Origin of the sequence: Natronococcus jeotgali DSM 18795 (assembly GCF_000337695.1) — an archaeon.
GTDB lineage: Archaea > Halobacteriota > Halobacteria > Halobacteriales > Natrialbaceae > Natronococcus > Natronococcus jeotgali.
In genome coordinates this window covers 49,451-67,745 of the sequence record NZ_AOIA01000153.1, presented here as the reverse complement: position 1 = coordinate 67,745, position 18,295 = coordinate 49,451, and the positions used below count along the sequence as shown (strand labels likewise).

Annotated in this window: 22 protein-coding genes; 12 read left to right on the top strand and 10 right to left on the bottom strand. The window is 69.1% G+C overall.

Going from position 1 to position 18,295, the window contains the following annotated elements:
- Window positions 1–23: 23 nt before the first annotated feature.
- The 4 genes from C492_RS18375 to C492_RS24905 all read right to left on the bottom strand — a co-directional run bounded on the left by C492_RS18375 (window position 24) and on the right by C492_RS24905 (window position 3,604).
- Window positions 24–641 (bottom strand): MaoC family dehydratase, encoded by a 618-nt coding sequence (locus tag C492_RS18375; protein ID WP_008426353.1) that lies wholly within the window; start codon window positions 639–641, stop codon window positions 24–26.
- 103 nt (window positions 642–744) lie between these two features.
- Window positions 745–1,572: an alpha/beta fold hydrolase gene (locus tag C492_RS18370; RefSeq protein ID WP_008426351.1), complete on the bottom strand. Its 828-nt coding sequence runs from the start codon at window positions 1,570–1,572 to the stop codon at window positions 745–747.
- Window positions 1,573–1,707: 135 nt separating this feature from the next.
- On the bottom strand, window positions 1,708–3,291 hold the full coding sequence (locus C492_RS18365) for a uracil-xanthine permease family protein (RefSeq protein WP_008426349.1): 1,584 nt from the start codon (window positions 3,289–3,291) through the stop codon (window positions 1,708–1,710).
- A gap of 94 nt (window positions 3,292–3,385) precedes the next feature.
- Window positions 3,386–3,604: a hypothetical protein gene (locus C492_RS24905; RefSeq protein ID WP_008426347.1), complete on the bottom strand. Its 219-nt coding sequence runs from the start codon at window positions 3,602–3,604 to the stop codon at window positions 3,386–3,388.
- Between the two features lie 200 nt (window positions 3,605–3,804).
- Here C492_RS24905 and C492_RS18355 point away from each other — a divergent pair, with 200 nt between their 5' ends.
- The 8 genes from C492_RS18355 to gfo6 all read left to right on the top strand — a co-directional run bounded on the left by C492_RS18355 (window position 3,805) and on the right by gfo6 (window position 11,019).
- Window positions 3,805–5,127, top strand: a complete 1,323-nt coding sequence (locus tag C492_RS18355; RefSeq protein ID WP_008426344.1) for a cobyrinic acid a,c-diamide synthase — start codon at window positions 3,805–3,807, stop codon at window positions 5,125–5,127.
- A gap of 72 nt (window positions 5,128–5,199) precedes the next feature.
- Window positions 5,200–6,120 (top strand): glycosyltransferase, encoded by a 921-nt coding sequence (locus tag C492_RS18350; RefSeq protein ID WP_008426342.1) that lies wholly within the window; start codon window positions 5,200–5,202, stop codon window positions 6,118–6,120.
- Between the two features lie 287 nt (window positions 6,121–6,407).
- A complete protein-coding gene (locus C492_RS18345; RefSeq protein WP_239643457.1) occupies window positions 6,408–7,271 on the top strand; it encodes a hypothetical protein in 864 nt (287 codons plus the stop codon).
- A 1-nt stretch (window position 7,272) separates the two neighbouring features.
- Window positions 7,273–7,698 (top strand): hypothetical protein, encoded by a 426-nt coding sequence (locus tag C492_RS18340; RefSeq protein WP_008426340.1) that lies wholly within the window; start codon window positions 7,273–7,275, stop codon window positions 7,696–7,698.
- Between the two features lie 45 nt (window positions 7,699–7,743).
- Window positions 7,744–8,472 carry a hypothetical protein gene (locus C492_RS18335; RefSeq protein ID WP_008426339.1) on the top strand — a complete coding sequence of 243 codons (729 nt, stop codon included), beginning with the start codon at window positions 7,744–7,746 and terminating at the stop codon, window positions 8,470–8,472.
- 31 nt (window positions 8,473–8,503) lie between these two features.
- The gene (locus C492_RS18330) at window positions 8,504–9,433 is read left to right on the top strand and encodes a hypothetical protein (RefSeq protein ID WP_008426338.1); all 930 of its coding nucleotides are present in this window, start codon (window positions 8,504–8,506) and stop codon (window positions 9,431–9,433) included.
- A 51-nt stretch (window positions 9,434–9,484) separates the two neighbouring features.
- Window positions 9,485–9,913 carry a universal stress protein gene (locus C492_RS18325; protein ID WP_008426337.1) on the top strand — a complete coding sequence of 143 codons (429 nt, stop codon included), beginning with the start codon at window positions 9,485–9,487 and terminating at the stop codon, window positions 9,911–9,913.
- A 35-nt stretch (window positions 9,914–9,948) separates the two neighbouring features.
- Window positions 9,949–11,019, top strand: a complete 1,071-nt coding sequence (gfo6, locus tag C492_RS18320) for a D-xylose 1-dehydrogenase Gfo6 (RefSeq protein WP_008426336.1) — start codon at window positions 9,949–9,951, stop codon at window positions 11,017–11,019.
- Window positions 11,020–11,061: 42 nt separating this feature from the next.
- On the opposite strand, the gene C492_RS18315 is transcribed toward gfo6, so the two are convergent.
- From C492_RS18315 to paaA, 6 genes are all read right to left on the bottom strand, one after another.
- A complete protein-coding gene (locus tag C492_RS18315; RefSeq protein ID WP_008426335.1) occupies window positions 11,062–11,448 on the bottom strand; it encodes a PaaI family thioesterase in 387 nt (128 codons plus the stop codon).
- 192 nt (window positions 11,449–11,640) lie between these two features.
- Window positions 11,641–11,811: a 1,2-phenylacetyl-CoA epoxidase subunit PaaE gene (paaE, locus tag C492_RS24765; RefSeq protein WP_008426334.1), complete on the bottom strand. Its 171-nt coding sequence runs from the start codon at window positions 11,809–11,811 to the stop codon at window positions 11,641–11,643.
- Window positions 11,808–12,233, bottom strand: a complete 426-nt coding sequence (gene paaD / locus C492_RS18310) for a 1,2-phenylacetyl-CoA epoxidase subunit PaaD (RefSeq protein ID WP_008426333.1) — start codon at window positions 12,231–12,233, stop codon at window positions 11,808–11,810. Before paaD ends, paaE begins: the two co-directional genes overlap by 4 nt.
- Window positions 12,230–13,087: a 1,2-phenylacetyl-CoA epoxidase subunit PaaC gene (paaC, locus tag C492_RS18305; protein ID WP_008426331.1), complete on the bottom strand. Its 858-nt coding sequence runs from the start codon at window positions 13,085–13,087 to the stop codon at window positions 12,230–12,232. Before paaC ends, paaD begins: the two co-directional genes overlap by 4 nt.
- On the bottom strand, window positions 13,084–13,404 hold the full coding sequence (gene paaB, locus C492_RS18300) for a 1,2-phenylacetyl-CoA epoxidase subunit PaaB (protein WP_008426328.1): 321 nt from the start codon (window positions 13,402–13,404) through the stop codon (window positions 13,084–13,086). The genes paaC and paaB overlap by 4 nt, the downstream gene beginning before the upstream one ends.
- 2 nt (window positions 13,405–13,406) lie before the next feature.
- The gene (gene paaA / locus C492_RS18295) at window positions 13,407–14,348 is read right to left on the bottom strand and encodes a 1,2-phenylacetyl-CoA epoxidase subunit PaaA (protein ID WP_008426326.1); all 942 of its coding nucleotides are present in this window, start codon (window positions 14,346–14,348) and stop codon (window positions 13,407–13,409) included.
- A 95-nt stretch (window positions 14,349–14,443) separates the two neighbouring features.
- Between paaA and C492_RS18290 the strand changes: the two genes are divergently transcribed.
- From C492_RS18290 to acs, 4 genes are all read left to right on the top strand, one after another.
- Window positions 14,444–15,082 carry a helix-turn-helix domain-containing protein gene (locus C492_RS18290; protein ID WP_008426324.1) on the top strand — a complete coding sequence of 213 codons (639 nt, stop codon included), beginning with the start codon at window positions 14,444–14,446 and terminating at the stop codon, window positions 15,080–15,082.
- 66 nt (window positions 15,083–15,148) lie between these two features.
- A complete protein-coding gene (locus C492_RS18285; protein WP_008426322.1) occupies window positions 15,149–15,610 on the top strand; it encodes a MaoC family dehydratase in 462 nt (153 codons plus the stop codon).
- Between the two features lie 130 nt (window positions 15,611–15,740).
- A complete protein-coding gene (locus C492_RS18280) occupies window positions 15,741–16,229 on the top strand; it encodes a universal stress protein (protein ID WP_008426320.1) in 489 nt (162 codons plus the stop codon).
- 63 nt (window positions 16,230–16,292) lie between these two features.
- Complete coding sequence (gene acs, locus C492_RS18275) at window positions 16,293–18,266, top strand: acetate--CoA ligase (RefSeq protein WP_008426318.1); 1,974 nt, start codon at window positions 16,293–16,295, stop codon at window positions 18,264–18,266.
- The last annotated feature ends 29 nt before the right edge of the window (window positions 18,267–18,295 follow it).

The following is an 18,295-nucleotide window of genomic DNA, read 5'->3' as shown; positions in this document are numbered from 1 at the left end:
GTCCCTCGAGCGGGTCCGCGGCCTCACTCGGGTTCGTCCTCGATCAACACGACGGCCTCGCCGTCGACCACGCGCTCGCCCTCGGAGTCGACGGTCGTCCGGAGGCGGTACCGACCGCCGCCCAGCTCCTCGACGATCTCGCAGTCGGCGGTGATCGTCGAGCCGATCTCGACGGGTCCTTGGAACTCGAGGTCCTGGGAGAGATAGACCGTCAGCCCGGGGAACCGCGCCAGCGCGGCGCTGATGGCGCCGGAGACGAGGGTACCGTGGGCGATCGGTCCCCCGAACCGGGTGTCCTCCGCGAACGCCGACTCGAGGTGGAGTCGGTTGGTGTCGCCCGAGACTTGTGCGAAGGCGGCGACGTCGGCCTCGTCGACGGACTTGGTGAACCGAACGCTGTCGCCGACCGACAGCGCCTCGAGACTGTCGCTCGAGCGTTCGGTCGTCCAGTCGGCGTGGCCGTAGCTGACCTCCGGCACCGCGGGCTCGGTCGCGGTCGACTCGCCGGGCGATCGCAGGCCCATCGCGGCCAACACGGCGCTGTTGGCCTCGGCGTAGCTGTTGAGCACGTGTCGCGAGATGCTCGCCCAGCGTTCGGGGGTCGGTACGACGGCGTCGGCGGAAATCGGATTCGAACTCATGGTGGGATCGGTCGTCGCGGTCGGACTCGAACGTGGGTGTGCGTACCACTCCCATCCTCTTGATGGCACTGCCTACTGCTTCGGGGTCGTGACGGTTACGGGATCAGAGGCGTGCTCGCTCCTCGAGGAAGGTCTCGGCGGCCTCGTTGAACGCCGACGGGCGGTCCTGGTTGACGAGGTGGCCCGACTCCGAGAGCTCGAGGCAGGCGCCGTCGTCGACCTCGGCGGCGATCTCGCGACCCTGTCGCTTGACCGGGGGCGCCTCCTGGTCGCCGTGGACCACGAGCGTCGGCGTCTCGACGTGGGTCAGCGACGGGGGATCGAACCGGTACAGCGCGTCGAAAATCTTCCGGTACTCGGCGGAGTCGACCTCGCCGACGGCCTCCATCGTCGTCGCCCGGACCTCGGGGTCGATCGAGAGCCACCGCCGTCCCGTCACCGCCTGGATCGAGGTCAGCATCGACCGAAACGTCGCCTCCGGTCCGCTCATCGACAGCGACGCCGCGAGCGCGGGCATCGGGGAGAGCAGCGGCTTCGTCCCGGGCGGGAGCTCGACGGGCGGCATCGATCGGACGGCGCCGCCAAGGATCGCGCCCGCCGCGCGGTCGGGGTGGCGATCGAGGTAGTTCTGGACGACCATCGAACCCAGCGAGAGGCCACACAGCACCGGCGCCTCGAGTCCGAGGTGGTCGAGCAGCGCCTCGAGGTCGTCGGTAAAGAGGTCGATCGAGTACTCGTCGGCGTCGGTCGCGCCGGTGTTGCCGTGGCCGCGCACGTCGAGGGTGATCGGTCGGTGGGTCGTGTCGAACCGCTCGACCTGGGGGGTCCAGGCGCGGCCGTTCTGCCAGCCGCCGTGGATAAACACCAGCGGCGTGCCGTCGCCGCGGCTGTCGTACCACAGCGTCGCGTCCTCGAGCGAGAGTTCCGTCATACCTCCCTCTGGATCCGCTCGCTAATAGATCCCCGGCCGGCGGCCGCGGCTCTCGTACGGAGTACTGTACGTCAGTTCCGGCGCAACCGCGATCCGAGCGGCGGTTGCGCCGGGACGTCGAGACAGCGATCCGTATCAGTCCCGGTCGTCGGACGCTTCCGCCCAGCGGTCCCAGAAGGAGTCGAACTCCGACTCGTCCTCGGTGAGCCGCTCCCACTGGGCGAGTCCGCGCTCCTCGCGGGTGCCGGGGATCGTGTTGTCGAGCACCAGCGCAGCCAGTCCGCCGACGGCCATCCCCGCCGAGCCGACGATGAACACCGAGTCGACGACGGCCTGCGCGAGCGCTCCGATCCAGACCGCGACCGCGGTGCCGGCGACGGGATCGGCCTCGACCAGCGGCGCGATCGCCGCCTCGAGGCCGATCGCCTCCCGGAACGCGATCGGGTCGCCGAAGTTCCCCATGTATGCGGGGATCGCGAGGCCGACGAACAGCGCGAAGCCGACGACGAAGACGTTCCTCGAGGAGTCCAGGTCGACGTGTTTCAGATTCGAGATCCCGACGGCGACGATCTGGGCGAACATCGCGACGAACAGTCCGCCGACGATCGGATCGGGGATGGTCGCGATCAGCTGGCCGAAGTAGCCGACGAAGCCGGCGATCAGCATCACCGCGGCGCCGATCTGGACGACGTACCGCGAGGCGACGCCGGTCAGCCCGATCGCGCCGATGTTCTCGGAGTAGGAGGTCGACCCCCCGGTTCCCATGATTCCCGAGAAGACGTTCATCAGCCCCTCCATGCCGATCCCGTGGTTGATTCGCTTCTCGCTGGGCGCCGCGGCTCCCGTCAGGTTCGCCACCGCGTAGTAGTCGCCGATGCTCTCGACGATCGAGGCGAGCACGCCGGCGAGCATCCCGACCGCGAACGCCGTCGTGAACTCGGGCGTCCCCCACTGGAGCGGGCGGATCGGCAAGAGCCACTGGGACTCGGCGACATCGCCCAGCGGGACGTAGCCGGGGTGGCCAACCTCGATCACGCCCCCCGCAGAGAGGGCCGCGGCGATCCCCCAGGCCAGACCTAGCGCCAGGATCACGGGATAGAGCCGGAACGCGCGGTGTCTGATCTCGAGGTACTGCGAGAACAGCAGGATGAGCCCGAGGGTCAGCCCGAGCAGCCACCAGCTCTGGTCCTGGCCCACGATCTGGGGCGAGTCGAACAGCGAGAGCCCGATCAGCGCGATCGTCGGCGCGACGACGACGGGGGAGAGAAACCGCCGGAGCTTGCCGACGAGCCCGAGGTAGCCAAGCGCGACCTGGACGACCGCGGCGGCGACGATCGCCCCCTGTAGCTGGACGAGCGCGGCCTGCCAGTCCCCTCCCGCGGCGCCGGCGGTGACGACGCCGACGATCGCGAGCGCGGGGGCCAGCATCGAGAACGGCGCCCCCTGGACGATCGGGTACCGGTTGCCGAACGTCGTCTGGGCGAGCGTCGCGATCCCCGAGACGACGAAGAACGTGCCGATAAACTGCGGCCTGACGGAGTCGGGCATCCCCATCGCCGCCGCCAGCAGCAGGGGCACGGCGATGTTCGCGCCGACCATCGTGAGGTAGTGTTGCACGCCGAGGACGACCGACTCGCCCAGCGGCGGTCGGTCGTCGATGTCGTACTCGATCCCGTCGCCGCGGTCCGTCCCCCCCGATCCCGACTCGTCCGTTGCCATTTCTCGTCGGATAACCGCAGAGCCGGCTCAAATGGGTGTTGATCCGCGGCGAGCGATCGCTCGCCCGCGTCGGTCGGCGGGGAGCCGACCGGGTTCACCGCGTCCCGAGCGGTTCGACGCGGAACACGTAGTCCTCGTAGGCCCCGTCGAGGTTCGCGGGGCTCTCCTCGCGGGTGTGGCGCCGACAGAGGACGGCTTCGGCCTCGACCGCGCCCTTTCCGGTCTCCTCCTGATAGCGCTCGAGGACGCGAAACCGGGCCGGTTCGTCGCAGCCGCGGCGGTGACACTCGCGCCGTGGTGGTTCGTTCGCCATACCGTCGGCCACGGCGAGGGCGCGGATAACGTTGTCCCGTCGAACCGACTCGGGGACCGGACGGCCGCCCTCGTCGTCGCCGCGGTCGGCGCGTTGCGCGCGCTCTCGAGCCCGGTTGCGGTTCGCGCCTCTTCTAGCCGCCCCTCGAGTCGGCCGAGCGCACCGACGGATTGAAGCCGATTCTCCGAGGGGGCGTACCCATGAACGGGTTCGTGCTCGGCGGCGTCAGTTCCGGCGCGGGAAAGACGGTCGCGGCGCTGTCGGCGATTCAGGCCCTCGAGGACGCGGGCTATACCGTCCAGCCCGCGAAAGCGGGGCCCGACTTCATCGATCCGAGCCACCACGAGGCCCTCGCGGGACGTCCCTCCCGTACGCTCGACCTGTGGCTCGAGGGTCGCGAGGGGCTCCGACGCAACTACGCCCGCGGCGAGGGCGATCTCTGCGTCGTCGAGGGCGCGATGGGACTGTACGACGGCGACGGCTCGAGCACGGCGATGGTCGCCGAGGCGCTCGACGTTCCCGTCGTGCTCGTCGTCGACGCCGGCGCGGGGATGGAAAGCGTCGCCGCGACGGCGCTTGGCTTTCGGGCGTACGCCGACCGTATCGGTCGTGACATCGACGTCGCCGGCATCGTCGCCCAGCGAGCCCACGGCGGCCGTCACGAGCGGGGAATCCGGGACGCCCTGCCCGAGGAACTCGAGTACTTCGGTCGGGTCCCGCCCGCAGACGACCTCGAGATCCCCGATCGCCACCTCGGCCTCGAGATGGGCGAGGAGGCGGCGCTGCCCCGCGAGGCGCTTCGGGAAGCGGCCGAGACCCTCGAGGCCGAGCGCCTGGCCGCGGTCGCGCGCGAGCCCGTCCCGGCGGAGCCCGCCAACGACCGCGCGGCGTCCGACTCCGTCGACGCCCGGATCGCGGTCGCCAGCGATTCGGCGTTTTGCTTCCGGTATCCCGCGACGATCGAACGGCTCAACGAGCGGGCCGACCTCGCGACGTTCTCGCCGGTCGCCGGCGACCCCGTCCCCGACTGCGACGGCGTCTACCTCCCCGGGGGCTACCCCGAACTGCACGCCGGGGCGCTCGAGGACGGCGGCACCCTCGCGGAGCTGGGCGAGCGCGCGAGCGAGGGCCTGCCCGTGTTCGGCGAGTGCGGCGGGCTGATGGCGATGAGCCGCTCGCTGACGACCGCCGAGGGCGAGCGCGCCGAGATGGCCGGCATCCTGCCCGCCGACGTCACGATGCACGACCGCTACCGCGCGCTGGACCACGTCGAGCTCGAGGCCCTCGAGGAGACGCTGACCGCCCGCGCGGGCGAGTCGATCCGCGGCCACGAGTTTCACTACTCGAGCGCCGACGTCGACGCCGACGCCCGTTTCGCCTTCGAGACGGTCCGAGGCGACGGTATCGACGGCGAGCGCGACGGCCTCCGCGAGCACGAGTCGCTTGGCACCTACGCCCACGTCCACCCCGAGAGCGGGGCGTTCGACCGATTCCTCGAGCGGATCGGTAACCCACGGTCCTGACGTCTCGTCGGGTCGGCCGTGGACGGTCCGGCCGACCCGTCGTTTGATGACGGGCGACGTGAACGGTGGGATATGGACGCGTCGACGCCTGTTTCCGTCGTCCTTCCGACGACGGGGTGGAACGACGCCTGCGAGCAGGTCGCCGACCAGCTCCGACCGGACGACGAACTGCTCGTCGTCTGCGACGAGCACCGCGAGTCGGTCGCCGACTGCGCCGAGGCCCGCGACGGCGTCCGTTCGATCGTCGCGGGCGAGCCCGAGGGCTGCTCCGGGAAGGCCAACGCGATCGCGGCCGGAATGGAGGCCGCCGCCGCCGAGCGGATCGTCTGGACCGACGACGACTTCTTCCACCCGCCCGACTGGCTCGAGGGGTTGCGGACCGACTACGACCGCCGGGGACCGACCTCCGAGCTCCCGGTGTTCGTCGGCCGGGACCCGCTCGCCGCGGCGCTCGAGCCGTCCCACGCGATCAGCGGAACGCTCGCCGTCTTCCTCGCGAACGTTCCCTGGGGCGGGTCGCTCGTCTTCGAGCGCGCCGACCTCGACGACGAGCAGCGGTTTCTCGACGAGCTCCGACGGACGGTCAGCGACGACGGCCTCCTCTCGGAGCACGTCGAGTTCACCACGGTCGAGCGAACGCGGCGCGTCGCGATCGGCGGCTCGACCCGCGAAACCCTCGAGAACCAGGCCCGGTTCGTCAAGATCGTACGGTACCACGATCCGACGGGAACCGCCGTTCAGGGGGTACTCGCGGCCGCGCTGACCGTCGCCTGCGCGCTGTTTCCGCTTCCGATGCTGGCGCTGACGACGCTCTGGACGGCCGCGATCTACGCCGCGTTCGGCATCCGGCGGTGGACGTTCCTCGCGGCCTACCCCGTGGCGCTGGCGGCGATCCCCCTGCTCGCCTACGGGCTGGCGCGCCGAACGTTCGTCTGGGGCGGGCGACGCTACCGGTGGGACGGAACGTTCGACGTCGCGGTCGAACCGGCGTAGGGTCCGTCCCACCATCGCCGAAGACACTCCCCTCGCCGGAGCGGTCACGCATCCGGAGTGACGCCGTCGCTGGGACGTGACGGGTCGATCCATCGCGCTCTCCCCGAAACGGCCCCGGGAGTCGCATACGCAAGGCAAACCACCACAACGGACACTCTCGTCTGTCTTTCCAGATAATGACAGCGACCAGAGAGTGCGACGACTCGGCGGAGCGTTCGGATTCAGTGGACGACCGACCGGGCGTTCGATCGGTGTTAACCGACGACGAAGGCCGACCGCGCCGCGTGATGACCGACGGCGGAGAGGAGGAACTCGAGGACGAGGAAGAGGCGGAAGACGACGAGGCCGACGAAGCGGAAGACGACGAGGCCGACGAGGCGGAAGACGCTGAGGCCGACGAAGCGGAAGACGAGGAAACAGACGAAGCCGAAGAGACCGAAGAAGGAGAGGAGGAAACCGAGGAAGACGGCGAAGAAGCCGACGAAGACGAGGAAGACGAGGCGGAGGAAGCCGAAGAGACTGACGAAGACGAGGAGGCCGAGGAAGCGCCCGCCGGCCACGAGCTCGAGGCCGAGGAGTCCTACGAGGACGACGACGCCGCGAACGTGCTCCACCTCGATCTCGAGGGGCTGTTCCTCGACCTGCTCGGCCTCGAGGTCAACCTGGATCCGGTCGTGCTCAACGTCTCGGCCTGTCCCGGGGAGAACAACCTGGTCGGGAACCTCCTGTCGGCGGTCTCCGGCCTGCTCGACGGCTCCCAGGAGCTGCTTGGCGGCGTCCAGTCGCTGCTCGAGAAGCCCGCCGACGCGCTGTCCTCGATCGTCGACCGCTCGCGGGAGGCGCTGACCTCCCTGGTGAGCAAGCCCCGGGAGTTCGTCAGCGCGCTGCTTGGCGGCGACGAGGAAGGCGAGGAAGGCGAGGACGCCGAGGGAGACGACGGCGAAAGCGAGGCGGACGACGAGGACGCCCAGGGCCGCATCTCCTCGGCCATCGAGACGATGACCGACAGCATGCGGGGGCTGATTCCGGATCTCCCCGTCGAAGAGTTCATCGCCACGGTGGTCCGCGAGATCCTCCAGGCGCTGATCGACCAGCTTGAGGGCGACGAATCGTCGACCGACCAGAACGGCGACGCGGAGGCGAGCGCGTAACATGAGCGAGGAACCCCAGTCGCTGACCGACCAGATCGACTACGACGAGATCGGCGAGAACCTCCAGCTCGAGGAGCTCGTCGAGGGTACACAGTGGGAGGACGAACTCAGCGAGGACGAGCCCCTCGGGGAGACGCTGGGCGGCCTGATCGGCGCGATCGTCGGCCGGAAGATCGGCGAGCAGGCGGGTCGAGCGATCGGCGACCTCGTCGTCGAGGAACTGCTCAGCTCCGGGGACGGAGGCGACGAGGGAGACGACGGCGGTGCGGACGAAAACGCGGCGGAAGGCGACGCGGACGAAGACGACGAAGGCGGTGATAGCGAGGGCTCGGACGACGAGAGCGAGGATCAGAACGCGGACGGCGAGGGCGACGATACCGAGGAATCGAACGGCGAGGACGAAAGCGACGAGGACGGAGGAGAGTAACCGTGCCGCCGTGTTCACTGCGCCGAGCGACGCGAGGTGAGCGCGATGAGTGACGACGACGACGGCGGACTGAAACAGCTGGTTACCGACGAGGTCACCGAACAGGTCGACGTCGCCGACCTGCTCGGGGACGGCAGCCTCGAGGACAACCTCGACGGCGGCGAGGTCGGCGCGGCCGTCGGCCGTCAGTTCGGCGAACAGCTCGGCCGCGAGATCGGGGCGACGATCGGCGGTAACGTCCAGGACTCCCTCAAACAGGGGATCGAGAGCGGCAAGAGCCTCCGCGAGCTCGTCGCCGACATCGTGGCCGCGATCCGCGCGGCGATCCGCGAGGCGATCGACAACGTTCTCGGACGGGACGTCCTCTCGTCGGCGACCGACGCGTTGACCGACGGCGAAGCGGAAGACGAGGACGAAGGGGACGACGACGCCGAGCCGACGGAAGAGGAACCCGAGGACGACGAGAGCGCCGAGGATGCGACCGACGAAAGCGATAAGCCCGACGACGGCGAAGACGAAGCGGAGGAACCCGAGGAGCCGTCGGTCGAAGAACTCGAGGATCTGCGCCGGGAGACCCTCGAGGACTTCCTCGGCGTGATGTCCTATCAGGACCTGCAGTCGGTCGCCAAGGACGTCGGCGTCAAGGCCAACCTCAGCCGCGAGGAGATGAGCGAGAAGATCATCGAGGCCGTCGCGGACGAGGGCGGCGATTCCGACGGCGAGGGAGACGACGCCGGCAACAACGACGACTCGGACGACGAGGACGACGGCTAACGCAGCTCCATCGGTTCCCACTATTCCGACCATGACCGACGACCTCTACGACCGGATTACGGCGATACTCGACGACGCCAGCACGGAAAGCGGCGCCCTCGCCGTTCCCGAGAACGGCGACGGTGACGGCGCCGACGACGACCTGCTCGAGCTGGCCGAGGAGGCGGCCGACATCCTCGAGGAGACCGATCCCCGGACGCTGCTCGAGGCCGTCGGGCTGGGAACCCTCGAGGACGGCACCGAGCCCGAGACCGTCCCCGAGGCGATCACCAAGGGCCAGCCCGACCGCGTCGAGGAGCTCCGGCGGCTGGTCCGCCTCGCGAAGCTCGCCGACCGATCGGAGGGGGGAGAGCTCGGCGACGTGATCGACGGGCTCCGCGAGGCGACCGGCGACGAGGACGACGCCGACTCCGAAGCGGACGAGGAGGATGCGGAGGCAGACGGCGACGAGGACCCCGAGGACGAAGAGTCGACGGACGGCGACGAAGACGGGGACGGGACAGCCGACGAGGAGTCGACGGACGGCGACGAAGACGGGGACGGGACGGCCGACGAGGAGTCGACGGACGCGGCCGACGAACTCGAGGAGCGCCTCCGGGACGCCGTGGGCTCGTCGTTCGAGGAGTTCGGCGCCGACCTCGAGTCGGTGCGGGACCAGCTGGCTGCGGCCGCGGGTGCCGACGACGGTTCGGACGGGGGCGACGAGGAGGACGGACCTCTCGACTCCGCCGGGGATCTTCTGGATTCCGAGGACGGCGACGGAGACGAGGGCGAAGACGATGACGACGAGGGCGACGACGGCGGAGATGAGGAAGACGATGACGACGGCCTGCTGGGCTCCGACGACGGTCTCGGCTCGAGCGATTCCTCTCGGTACTCGACGATGGCGCCCCCGCCCAACAAGCGGGCGGACATGAACGCGGTCAAGCGACACTCGACGATGCCGAAGCGCAACCGGTAGCGACCGCCGGCGGGCCGTAGCTCTTTGACGCTTCCCGTCGTAGCCCGGGGTATGTACGACTCGATCCTCGTCGCGACCGACGGGAGCGAGGCGGCCTCGGTGGCGGCCGAACACGCGGTCGAACTCGCGGACCGACTCGGCGCGACGCTGTACGGCGTCGCCGTCGTCGAGACCCGGACCGAGTACGACAACGCCATCGTCGATCCCGACGAGGTCGAGAGCCACCTCCGCGAGCGAGCCGCGGCGTCGCTGGCGACCCTCGAGGAGCGGGCCGCCGGGGCCGAGGTCCCGGTCGAGACGGCGGTGCGGGTCGGGGTCCCCCACGAGGAGATCGTCACCTACGCCGACGACTGTGACGCCGACGCGATCGTTATCGGCGCTCGCGGCCGATCGTCGTTCAAGGGCGCCTTGCTCGGCAGCACCGTCGACGCCGTCGTCAGGCTCGCGACCCGACCGGTGCTGGTCGTCGGCGATGGGTGAGGAGTTTTATTCCTCCTTCGAGTACCGTTTTGCGAATGCACGACTGGATCGACAGCTACGACGAGCGGGACTGGCAGACCACCGAGGAGGGCACCGTCCGCTACGCGCTGATCGGACTCGGCTGGTGGACCGTCGACGTCGCGATCCCGGCGATCGAGGACTCCGATCTCGGCGAGGTGTCGGTGCTGGTCAGCAGCTCGGCCGAAAAGGCCGAACGGCTCGCCGAGGAGAACGACGTCGAGCGCGGGATCAGCTACGACCAGTACCACGACGGGGCGGCGAGCGACGCCTACGACGCCGTCTACGTCGGCACCCCGAACGCCTTCCACCTCGAGTACGCCGAGACGGCCGCCGAGCTCGGCAAGGCCGTCCTCTGCGAGAAGCCGATGGAGGCGACCGTCGAGCGGGCCGAACGGATGGTCGAGGCCTGCGAGGACGGCGACGTCCCGCTGATGATCGCCTACCGGATGCAGACCGAGCCCGCGGTCCGACGGGCTCGAGCGCTCGTCGAATCGGGCTTCCTCGGCGAGCCCGTCTCGGTCTACGGGGCGAACGGCCAGCCGCTGCTCGAGATGAACCCCGACCCCGACCAGTGGCGACTCGATCCCGACCTCACGGGGTACGGCACCTCGGTGATGGATCTGGGGATCTACTCGATCAACACCACCCGGTACCTGCTCCGGCGAGAGCCCGTAAGCGTCGCCTCGCGGATGTCCTCGCACCACGAGGCGTTCGCCGACGTCCCCGACGAGCGCGCGTCCTCGTCGCTGTTGCTCGAGGACGACGTTCACGTGATCACGACCTCGAGCCAGCGCGCCCACGAGGACACCCACCTGAAACTGACCGGAACCGAGGGGACGATCGAGCTCGACCCGGCGTTCCACGGCGAGGCGACCCTGAAATGCTCCCGCGGCGACGTCTCCGTCGAGGTCGAACACGGCGAGTTCGACGCACAGACGGAGGTCCGGGAGGTGTTCGACTACTTCGCGGACCGCGTGCTGACCGGCGCCGAGATCTACCCCGACGGTCGCCACGGCCTCGTCGATATGCGGATCGTCGAGGCGATCCACCGGGCCGCCGACGAGGGTGCCCCGATCGAGTTCTAGCACCGAGCGGACGGCGTTTGTCGGGGCGGCAACGGACCGGAGCTACCCGGTCTTGTAGACGCCTCGAGCGTCCGCCACGCGCGTCCCGTCCTCGTCCGCGGAGACGGCCACGTCGACGACGCCGACGTCGCTCCCGCACCGGACGACGTCGGCCTCGGCGGAGAGGTCGCCGGCGCCCGCCGCGAGGTAGTCGATTCGCATGTCGACCGTCGGCACGGGCTGGTCAACCAGCGAGACCAGCGCCGCGCCGCCGACGGTGTCCGCGAGCGTGAAGGTGACCCCGCCGTGGGCCAGCAGCTCGTCCGCGTTCCAGGAGAGGTCCTCGGTTACCTCGAGGGTCCCCTCGGCGTGGCCGTCGGCGCACTCGGTGACGTCGATCCCCAGCAGGTCGGCGAACGGCATTCCCTCGAAGAAGGCCTCGACATCCATGGCATGAGATGCCATACCGGTCGTAATAAGCGTGGTCACTCGGCGAGAGTCCCGCGATCGACCTCTCACCGTTGGGCCGCCACCGCGACGCGCTCGAGCGCTCACCGGACCTCGTCCTCAACGTCGACCGACGCCCCGACCGTCACGCTGTCGGGCCGGTGTTGGGTGAGGGTGAGGTCTCCGCTCTCTGCGTCACTCGAACTTCTCGAAGGGCTGCTCGCAGCCGTTGCAGTAGTGCATCGACCGACAGAGCGACGGCCCCTTCGGGTGTTCGCGGACGGTGTTCGTCGACTCGCAGTACGGACACTCTGCGCCCGCGTCCTCGCCACCGGTCGTGACGCTCGGGTCTCGGCTCCGTCTCATACGCTCAGTCCGAACTCCCGCAGGTCGTCCTTTCCCCGCTCCGTCACCAGTTCGACGGACCAGGGGGGGCTCCAGACGAGTTCGAGGTGCACGTCCTCGACCCCCTCGACGGACGCTACCGCCGCCTCGATTTCGTCCGTCAGCATCTCGCGAGCGGGACAGCCCGAGTACGTCAGCGTCACCTCGAGGATCGCGACGCCCTCCTCGACCTCGAGCCCGTAGACCAGCCCGAGATCGACGACGCTGATCGGCATCTCGGGGTCCTCGACCGCGTAGAGGGCGTCCCAGACGTCGGCCTCGAGGCCGGTCGCGTCCGCACCGGTCGCAGGCAGATCGGTCGCCGGGCCGCCCTCGCGGTAGTCGGTGTACGCGCAGGGCGTCGTCCCCGTCTCGTCGTCGGCGGGTGGCGTCTCGCCACTCATTCCCGATCCCCCATCAGTTTCGTCGGCGCCTCGCGCTCGAGTTCGCGGTAGGTGTGGGTGAGTTCGTCGTGGAGGTCGACCCACGCGTCGGTGTGGGTGCCGTCTCGGCCACGCTCCTCGGGGAGCGTCGCCGCGGTGACGACGAGCGCGTCCTCCTCGTCGGTTCGCGTCTCGACGGGCACCTCGAGGTCGAGCGACTCGAGGGACGGCACCACCGTCGAGAGCCACGCCTCGCCGAGTTCCTCGAGGGTCGCGTCCCGGAGTCCGAGGTCGACGACCGCGGCTTCGGTCTCCTCGTCGGCCGGTTCGAACAGCGTCAGCGCGTGCGGGAACAGCCGATCGAGGGCGTCCTGCAGCCGCTGGCGTCCGTCCTCGCCCGCAGCGAGCCGTTCGAGCCAGTTCCGGGCGTGCTCGAGGTGGTAGGTCTCCTCTTGGCGAATCTTCTCGACGCGGTCGGCGATCTTGGGGTGGGACGAGTCCACGAGCGCATCGAACCGGAGCTCCTCGGCTGAATCGTAGAGGTACGACCGGAGGACGGCGTCGGCCCAATCGCCCTCGGGGAAGGGCAGTTCGACGAGCGTGCTGTGCCGGAAGTCGCCGGGGTCGCGCTCGTAGACGAGGTCACGCTCCTCGAAGTCGAGGTCGCCGAGCACGTCGTACCAGAGACGCGCGTGGCCGAGTTCGTCCTGGGCGACGTTCGCCAGCGCGAGGTCGGACTCGAGGGTCGGTGCGCGGACCTGCCACTCGGTGTAGCGTTCGGCCAGCACGAACTCGTCGTCGCCCAGGCGCTTCAGCAGAGTCTCGAGGGCCTCTCGCTCGCGTTCCTCGAGGTCGTCCGGATCCTCGAAGCTCATCGGTCGTCACCCCTCCGTCGCTCGGCGGTCGCCTGTTCGTCCTCGGACTCGACGACCTCGCTCGCGTCCCCGGCGGTCGTATTGTACGCCGTCGCCCACCGGTAGATCTTGTCGGTCGTCCCGCCGAAGGCGACCTCGTCGGCGCCGATCTCGCCGATCTCTTCCCGCGGGACGACCCAGAGGCTGTTCGTCGGCTTGCGTCGGCCGTGTTGAATCGCGGCGAACTGCCTGGCCATCTCGCGGTCGGGCGCGTGGACGTTTCCGCAGTGGGCGTGGTACCCTCCCGCCTTCTCCTGGCGGAACACTTCCCAGATCATGGTCAGTCGGCCGCCTGCGGCGCCGTTCCGTCGGCGGCTACCGCGTCGTCCTCGAGCGCGTCGCGAACCCAGCCGACGGCCTCCCGGGCGCGCTTGCGCTCGTCGATCTGACCGACTCCGGGCTCGTACTCGTTTTTCGCGATCGTGAAGAACTCGTCCCAGTCCAGGTCGTCCTCCTCGACCGCGTAGGTGCCGTCGTCGCGCTCGCGAATGCGCGGCTCGTCGGGGATCTCGAGGCCGTGCTTGCGAGCTTTGGGGATGTACTGGTCGAGGAAGGCGTCGCGGAGTTCGTCGTTAGACTGCTGTTTGAGCCCCACTGCGGCCGCGAAGTCGTGGTGGGTGCTGTCGTCGTCGGTCGGCCCGAAGAACTGGATGATGCGGGGCCACCACTCCTCGAAGGCCGCCTGGGTCAGTCGCCGCTCCTTGCGCGAGCCCGTCATCAGCTCCGTGAGAATGTCCTCGCCGTGTTTGACGTGAAAGCCCTCCTCGAAGCAGACCTTGTCCATCGCGTGGGCGTAGGGCTCCCAGCTGGTTCGCCGCAGCGTCGCCTGCCGGCGCATCGCTGCCCCGTCGACGAAAAACGAGATCATCGGCACCTCGACCCAGCTCTCGAGGGGGTAGTGAAAGCAGTTCAGGAACTTCCCGTCGCCGTTCGCGAGGTCGTCGAGCATCTCCTCGCGGCTTTTGACCCCGAGCGTCTCCGCGGCGCGGTACAGCAACTGAGCGTGGCCGATCTCGTCTTGCGTCTTCGCGGAGAAGGCCAGCTTCCGGTCGATGCTCGGCGCCTGCCGGATGAACGGTCGCTCGAGGTACGCCCCCATGATCTCGCTGTTGGCGTGAAACTCGATCATCCGGGTCGCGGCCTCCCGGTACTCCCGCGGTAGCTCGTCGGCGGGGCTGAAGGCCCTGGGCCCCGCGCGCTCCTCGATTGCGTCCAGGTCCATGTCATTATAAATCGGGACAGACTCGCCCTTAGCACTTGACCGCCACATGACGTGGCTTTAAGTCCGAACGGCGGGAAGAACCGAACCGGTTCGCCGTGATCGAGGACTGTCTCGCGGTGGAGTTCGGGGTCCGACACGACGACTGTCCGCTCGCGGAGGCGACCGCGGCGACGGACGCCGAGATCGACGCGCGTCCCCCGCAGCGACGCAGCGACGGGCACGACCTCCTCCAGTTCGAGGCGTCGACGTCGGATCGGCTCGCGCGGGTCCTCGAGGACGACGAGCGGATCTCCTACCTCTACGTCTCGCGGACGGACGGCCGCTCTCGGTACCGCTGTCTGTCGAAACACCCCTGCGTCGTCCGCCGACTGATCGACGGCGGGCTCATCGTCGAGACGCTGCGCTACCGCGACGGCGCGGCGCGGATCGGCGGGGCCGTCGTCGGCCGCGACGTTCTCAAGGGGGTGATGGAGGCGGCCGGGGAGACCGTCGGCGTCACCCTCGAGCGCGTCTACCCCCTCGAGGCCGAGACGGCCGAGTCTCCGGCCCGCCGGTGGGAGCTGACGCCGGCGCAGGAGGCGTGTCTCCGGGCCGCCCTCGAGGCGGGCTACTTCGAGATCCCGCGCGAGGCCAGCTCCGAGGACGTCGCGGCGGAGCTGGGGATCAGCAAGTCGGCGTTTCTCGAGCGGCTCCGGCGGGCGGAGGCGACGCTGTTCGACGGGATGTTCGGCTAGCCGTCCCGATCTCGGCGGGCGATTCTCGAAGTAAATTATTTATACTGAGGTTTTAATGAGTGTCGCATGGCCTACAGCTACGAGCCCCACTACTTCGAGGACTTCGAGGAGGGACAGACCTTCGAGAGCGTCGGGCGGACGGTAACCGAGGCCGATTTCGTCATGCACTCCGCGTTGGCCGGGGACTGGACGGAACTGCACACCAACGCGGAGTACGCCGAGGACAGCGCGTTCGGCGAACGGATCGCCCACGGTCCGATGACGTTCGTCCAGGCGACGGGGTTCGTCTACCGAACCGGAATCGTCGAGCGGACCGCGTTCGCGTTCCTCGGGATGAACTACATGGATCTGCCGAACCCGGTCTACATCGGCGACACGCTCTCGCTCGATATCGAAGTCACCGAGACCAAAGACGCCGGAAGCCGCGACGACGCCGGGCTGGTCGTACTGGACACCGAGATGACCAATCAGGACGGTACGGTCGTCTTCCAGGGCGACATGAAGTTCCTCATCAAGACCGCGGAGTGACAGGCGACCGGAGTCGGAGCCGCTCCCCGATTTCGGCTCGCCCGTCGATCCGGGCGGGCGTCGTCGTTCCGCCTCGGACCGATTGCTCCAGACCGAACATTTACTTCCGCCCTCAGTGTGGGTAGCCGTAATGTCGCTTCTCGTTCCGTTCGACGGTTCGGTGCTCGCCCGCAAGGCCCTCGAGCGCGCCTCGACGTTCGGCGACCTCCTCGAGGAGGAGGTCGTCGCCCTGACCGTGATCCCCGACGACGAGGGGTACGCCCGCGATCGGGGCTGGATCGGCAAGGGGGAGCCGTTCGACGCCGAGGCGATCGCTTCGGGGATGCAACGCCGGGTCGAGGACGTCGCGCCGGAGGCGACGTTCCGGGTCGAGCGCGTCAACTCCGACGAGCCGACCGCGACCGCGACGACGAACGTCGTCCGCGAGATCAAACGGATCGCCGGCGAGCTCGGCGCCAGCGTCGTCTTCATCGGCTCGGAGAACGCGGGATCGGTGATCTCGCCGCAGTCGAGCGTCGGCAGCCCCGTCGCGAACGACCACCGCTACGACGTCTACGTCGTTCGTCACTCCGAGTCCGAGGCCGGCGACATCGAGGACGTCGACTCCGTCCGGTCGTAGCGCTCCCGACGGGGCGGCCGGAGGAACGTTTATTCGACTGAGCAACCTCGGGTCAACTAAGACATGGTCGACCGCAACGGGTGGGACGCCGACGCGTCGGTGCCTACCGGTCCGTCCCACGACCCGCCCGCGTCGTTCGTCGAGCAGGCGAACGTCGCGGACGAGGCCATCCACGAGGCGTTCGAGCGGGAGTGGCCCGACTGCTGGGAGCGGGCGGCCGACCTGCTCTCCTGGGACCGCCGGTACGACACCGTCCTCGAGGAGGGCGAGGCCCCCTTCTACGAGTGGTTTTCCGGGGGGAAGCTCAACGCCTCGTACAACTGCCTGGATCGACACCTCGAGGCGGGCCGGAAGACCCACGCGGCGATCCGGTGGGAGGGAAAGCGCGGCGAGCGCGAGACCTACACCTACCAGGACCTCGCGACGGCGGTCAACGAGTTCGCGGCGACGCTGCTGGATCTCGGCGTCGAGGAGGGCGATATCGTCACGCTGTACCTGCCGATGATTCCGGAGCTGCCGATCGCGATGCTCGCCTGTGCACGCATCGGCGCGCCCCACTCGGTGGTGTTCGCGGGGCTGTCCGCGGACGCGCTGGCGACCAGGATGGACGCCGCCGACAGCGAGTACCTGGTGACCTGCGACGGCTACTACCGCCGGGGCGACGCGTTCAACCAGAAGAGCAAGGTCGACAACGCCCTGATCTCGCTCGAGCAGGACGTCGAGACCGTCGTCGTCGATCGGCTCGGCGAGGACCTCCCTCACGTGCTCGGCGAGCGGGAGTACGACTACGACGAGCTGGTTGCGGCCCACGCAGGCGAGACCGTCGAGCCCGTCACGCGGGACGCCGAGGACATGCTCTTTCTGATGTACACCTCGGGGACGACGGGCGAGCCCAAGGGCGTCGTCCACACCACGGGCGGGTACCTCGCGCACGTCGCCTGGACCTCGCGGGCGGTGCTCGACGTCAAACCTGCGGACACCTACTGGTGTGCGGCCGACATCGGCTGGATCACGGGTCACTCCTACATCGTCTACGGGCCGCTGGCGCTGGGCACGACGACGGTGATGTACGAGGGCACCCCCGACTACCCCGACCGGGATCGGCTCTGGGAGATCGTCGAGAAGAACGCCGTCGACGTCTTCTACACCGCGCCGACGGCCATTCGAGCCTTCATGAAGTGGGGCGAGGAGTACCCCGAGAAACACGACCTCTCCTCGCTGCGGCTGCTCGGGACCGTCGGCGAGGCGATCAGCGCTCGCCCGTGGCGCTGGTACCGCGAGCATATCGGCGGCGGGGAGGCGCCGATCGTCGACACCTGGTGGCAGACCGAGACGGGCGCGATCACGGTTTCGACGCTGCCGGGCGTCGACGGGATGAAACCCGGCTCCGCCGGCCCCGCCCTGCCGGGGATCGACGCTCGAGTCGTCGACGCCGAGGGCGATGAGGTCGACCCCGGCGAGACGGGGTATCTCACGATCGCCCGCCCGTGGCCCGGGATGGCCCGCACCCTCTACGACGGCGACGACCGCTTCCGGTCGGAGTACTGGAGCCAGTTCTCCGATCCCGACGACGACCGCTGGTGGTACTTCAGCGGCGACGCGGCGACGATCGACGACGACGGCTACATCACCGTCCTCGGCCGGGTCGACGACGTGATCAACGTCTCCGGACGCCGGCTGAGCACGATGGAGATCGAGGGCGCGATCACCGGCGTCGACGGCGTCGTCGAGGCCGCGGTCGTCGGGCGCTCGAGCGACGGCGACACCGAGATCTACGCCTACGTTAGTACGGAGGCCGGCTGCGATCCCGACGGAACCCTCCGCGAGCGGATCGTCGAGAGCGTCGAGTCCTCGATCGGTCCCATCGCCACTCCCGCCTCCGTGGTGTTCACCCCCGAGCTGCCGAAGACCCGCTCGGGCAAGATCATGCGTCGCCTACTCGAGGACGTCGCGAACGACAACCAGCTGGGCGATACGAGCGCGCTGCGAAACCCCGAGATCGTCGGCGAAATCCAGTCTTCGGTCCGAACCGAGTAAACGGTTCGCGTACGCGACGATCGCGAACG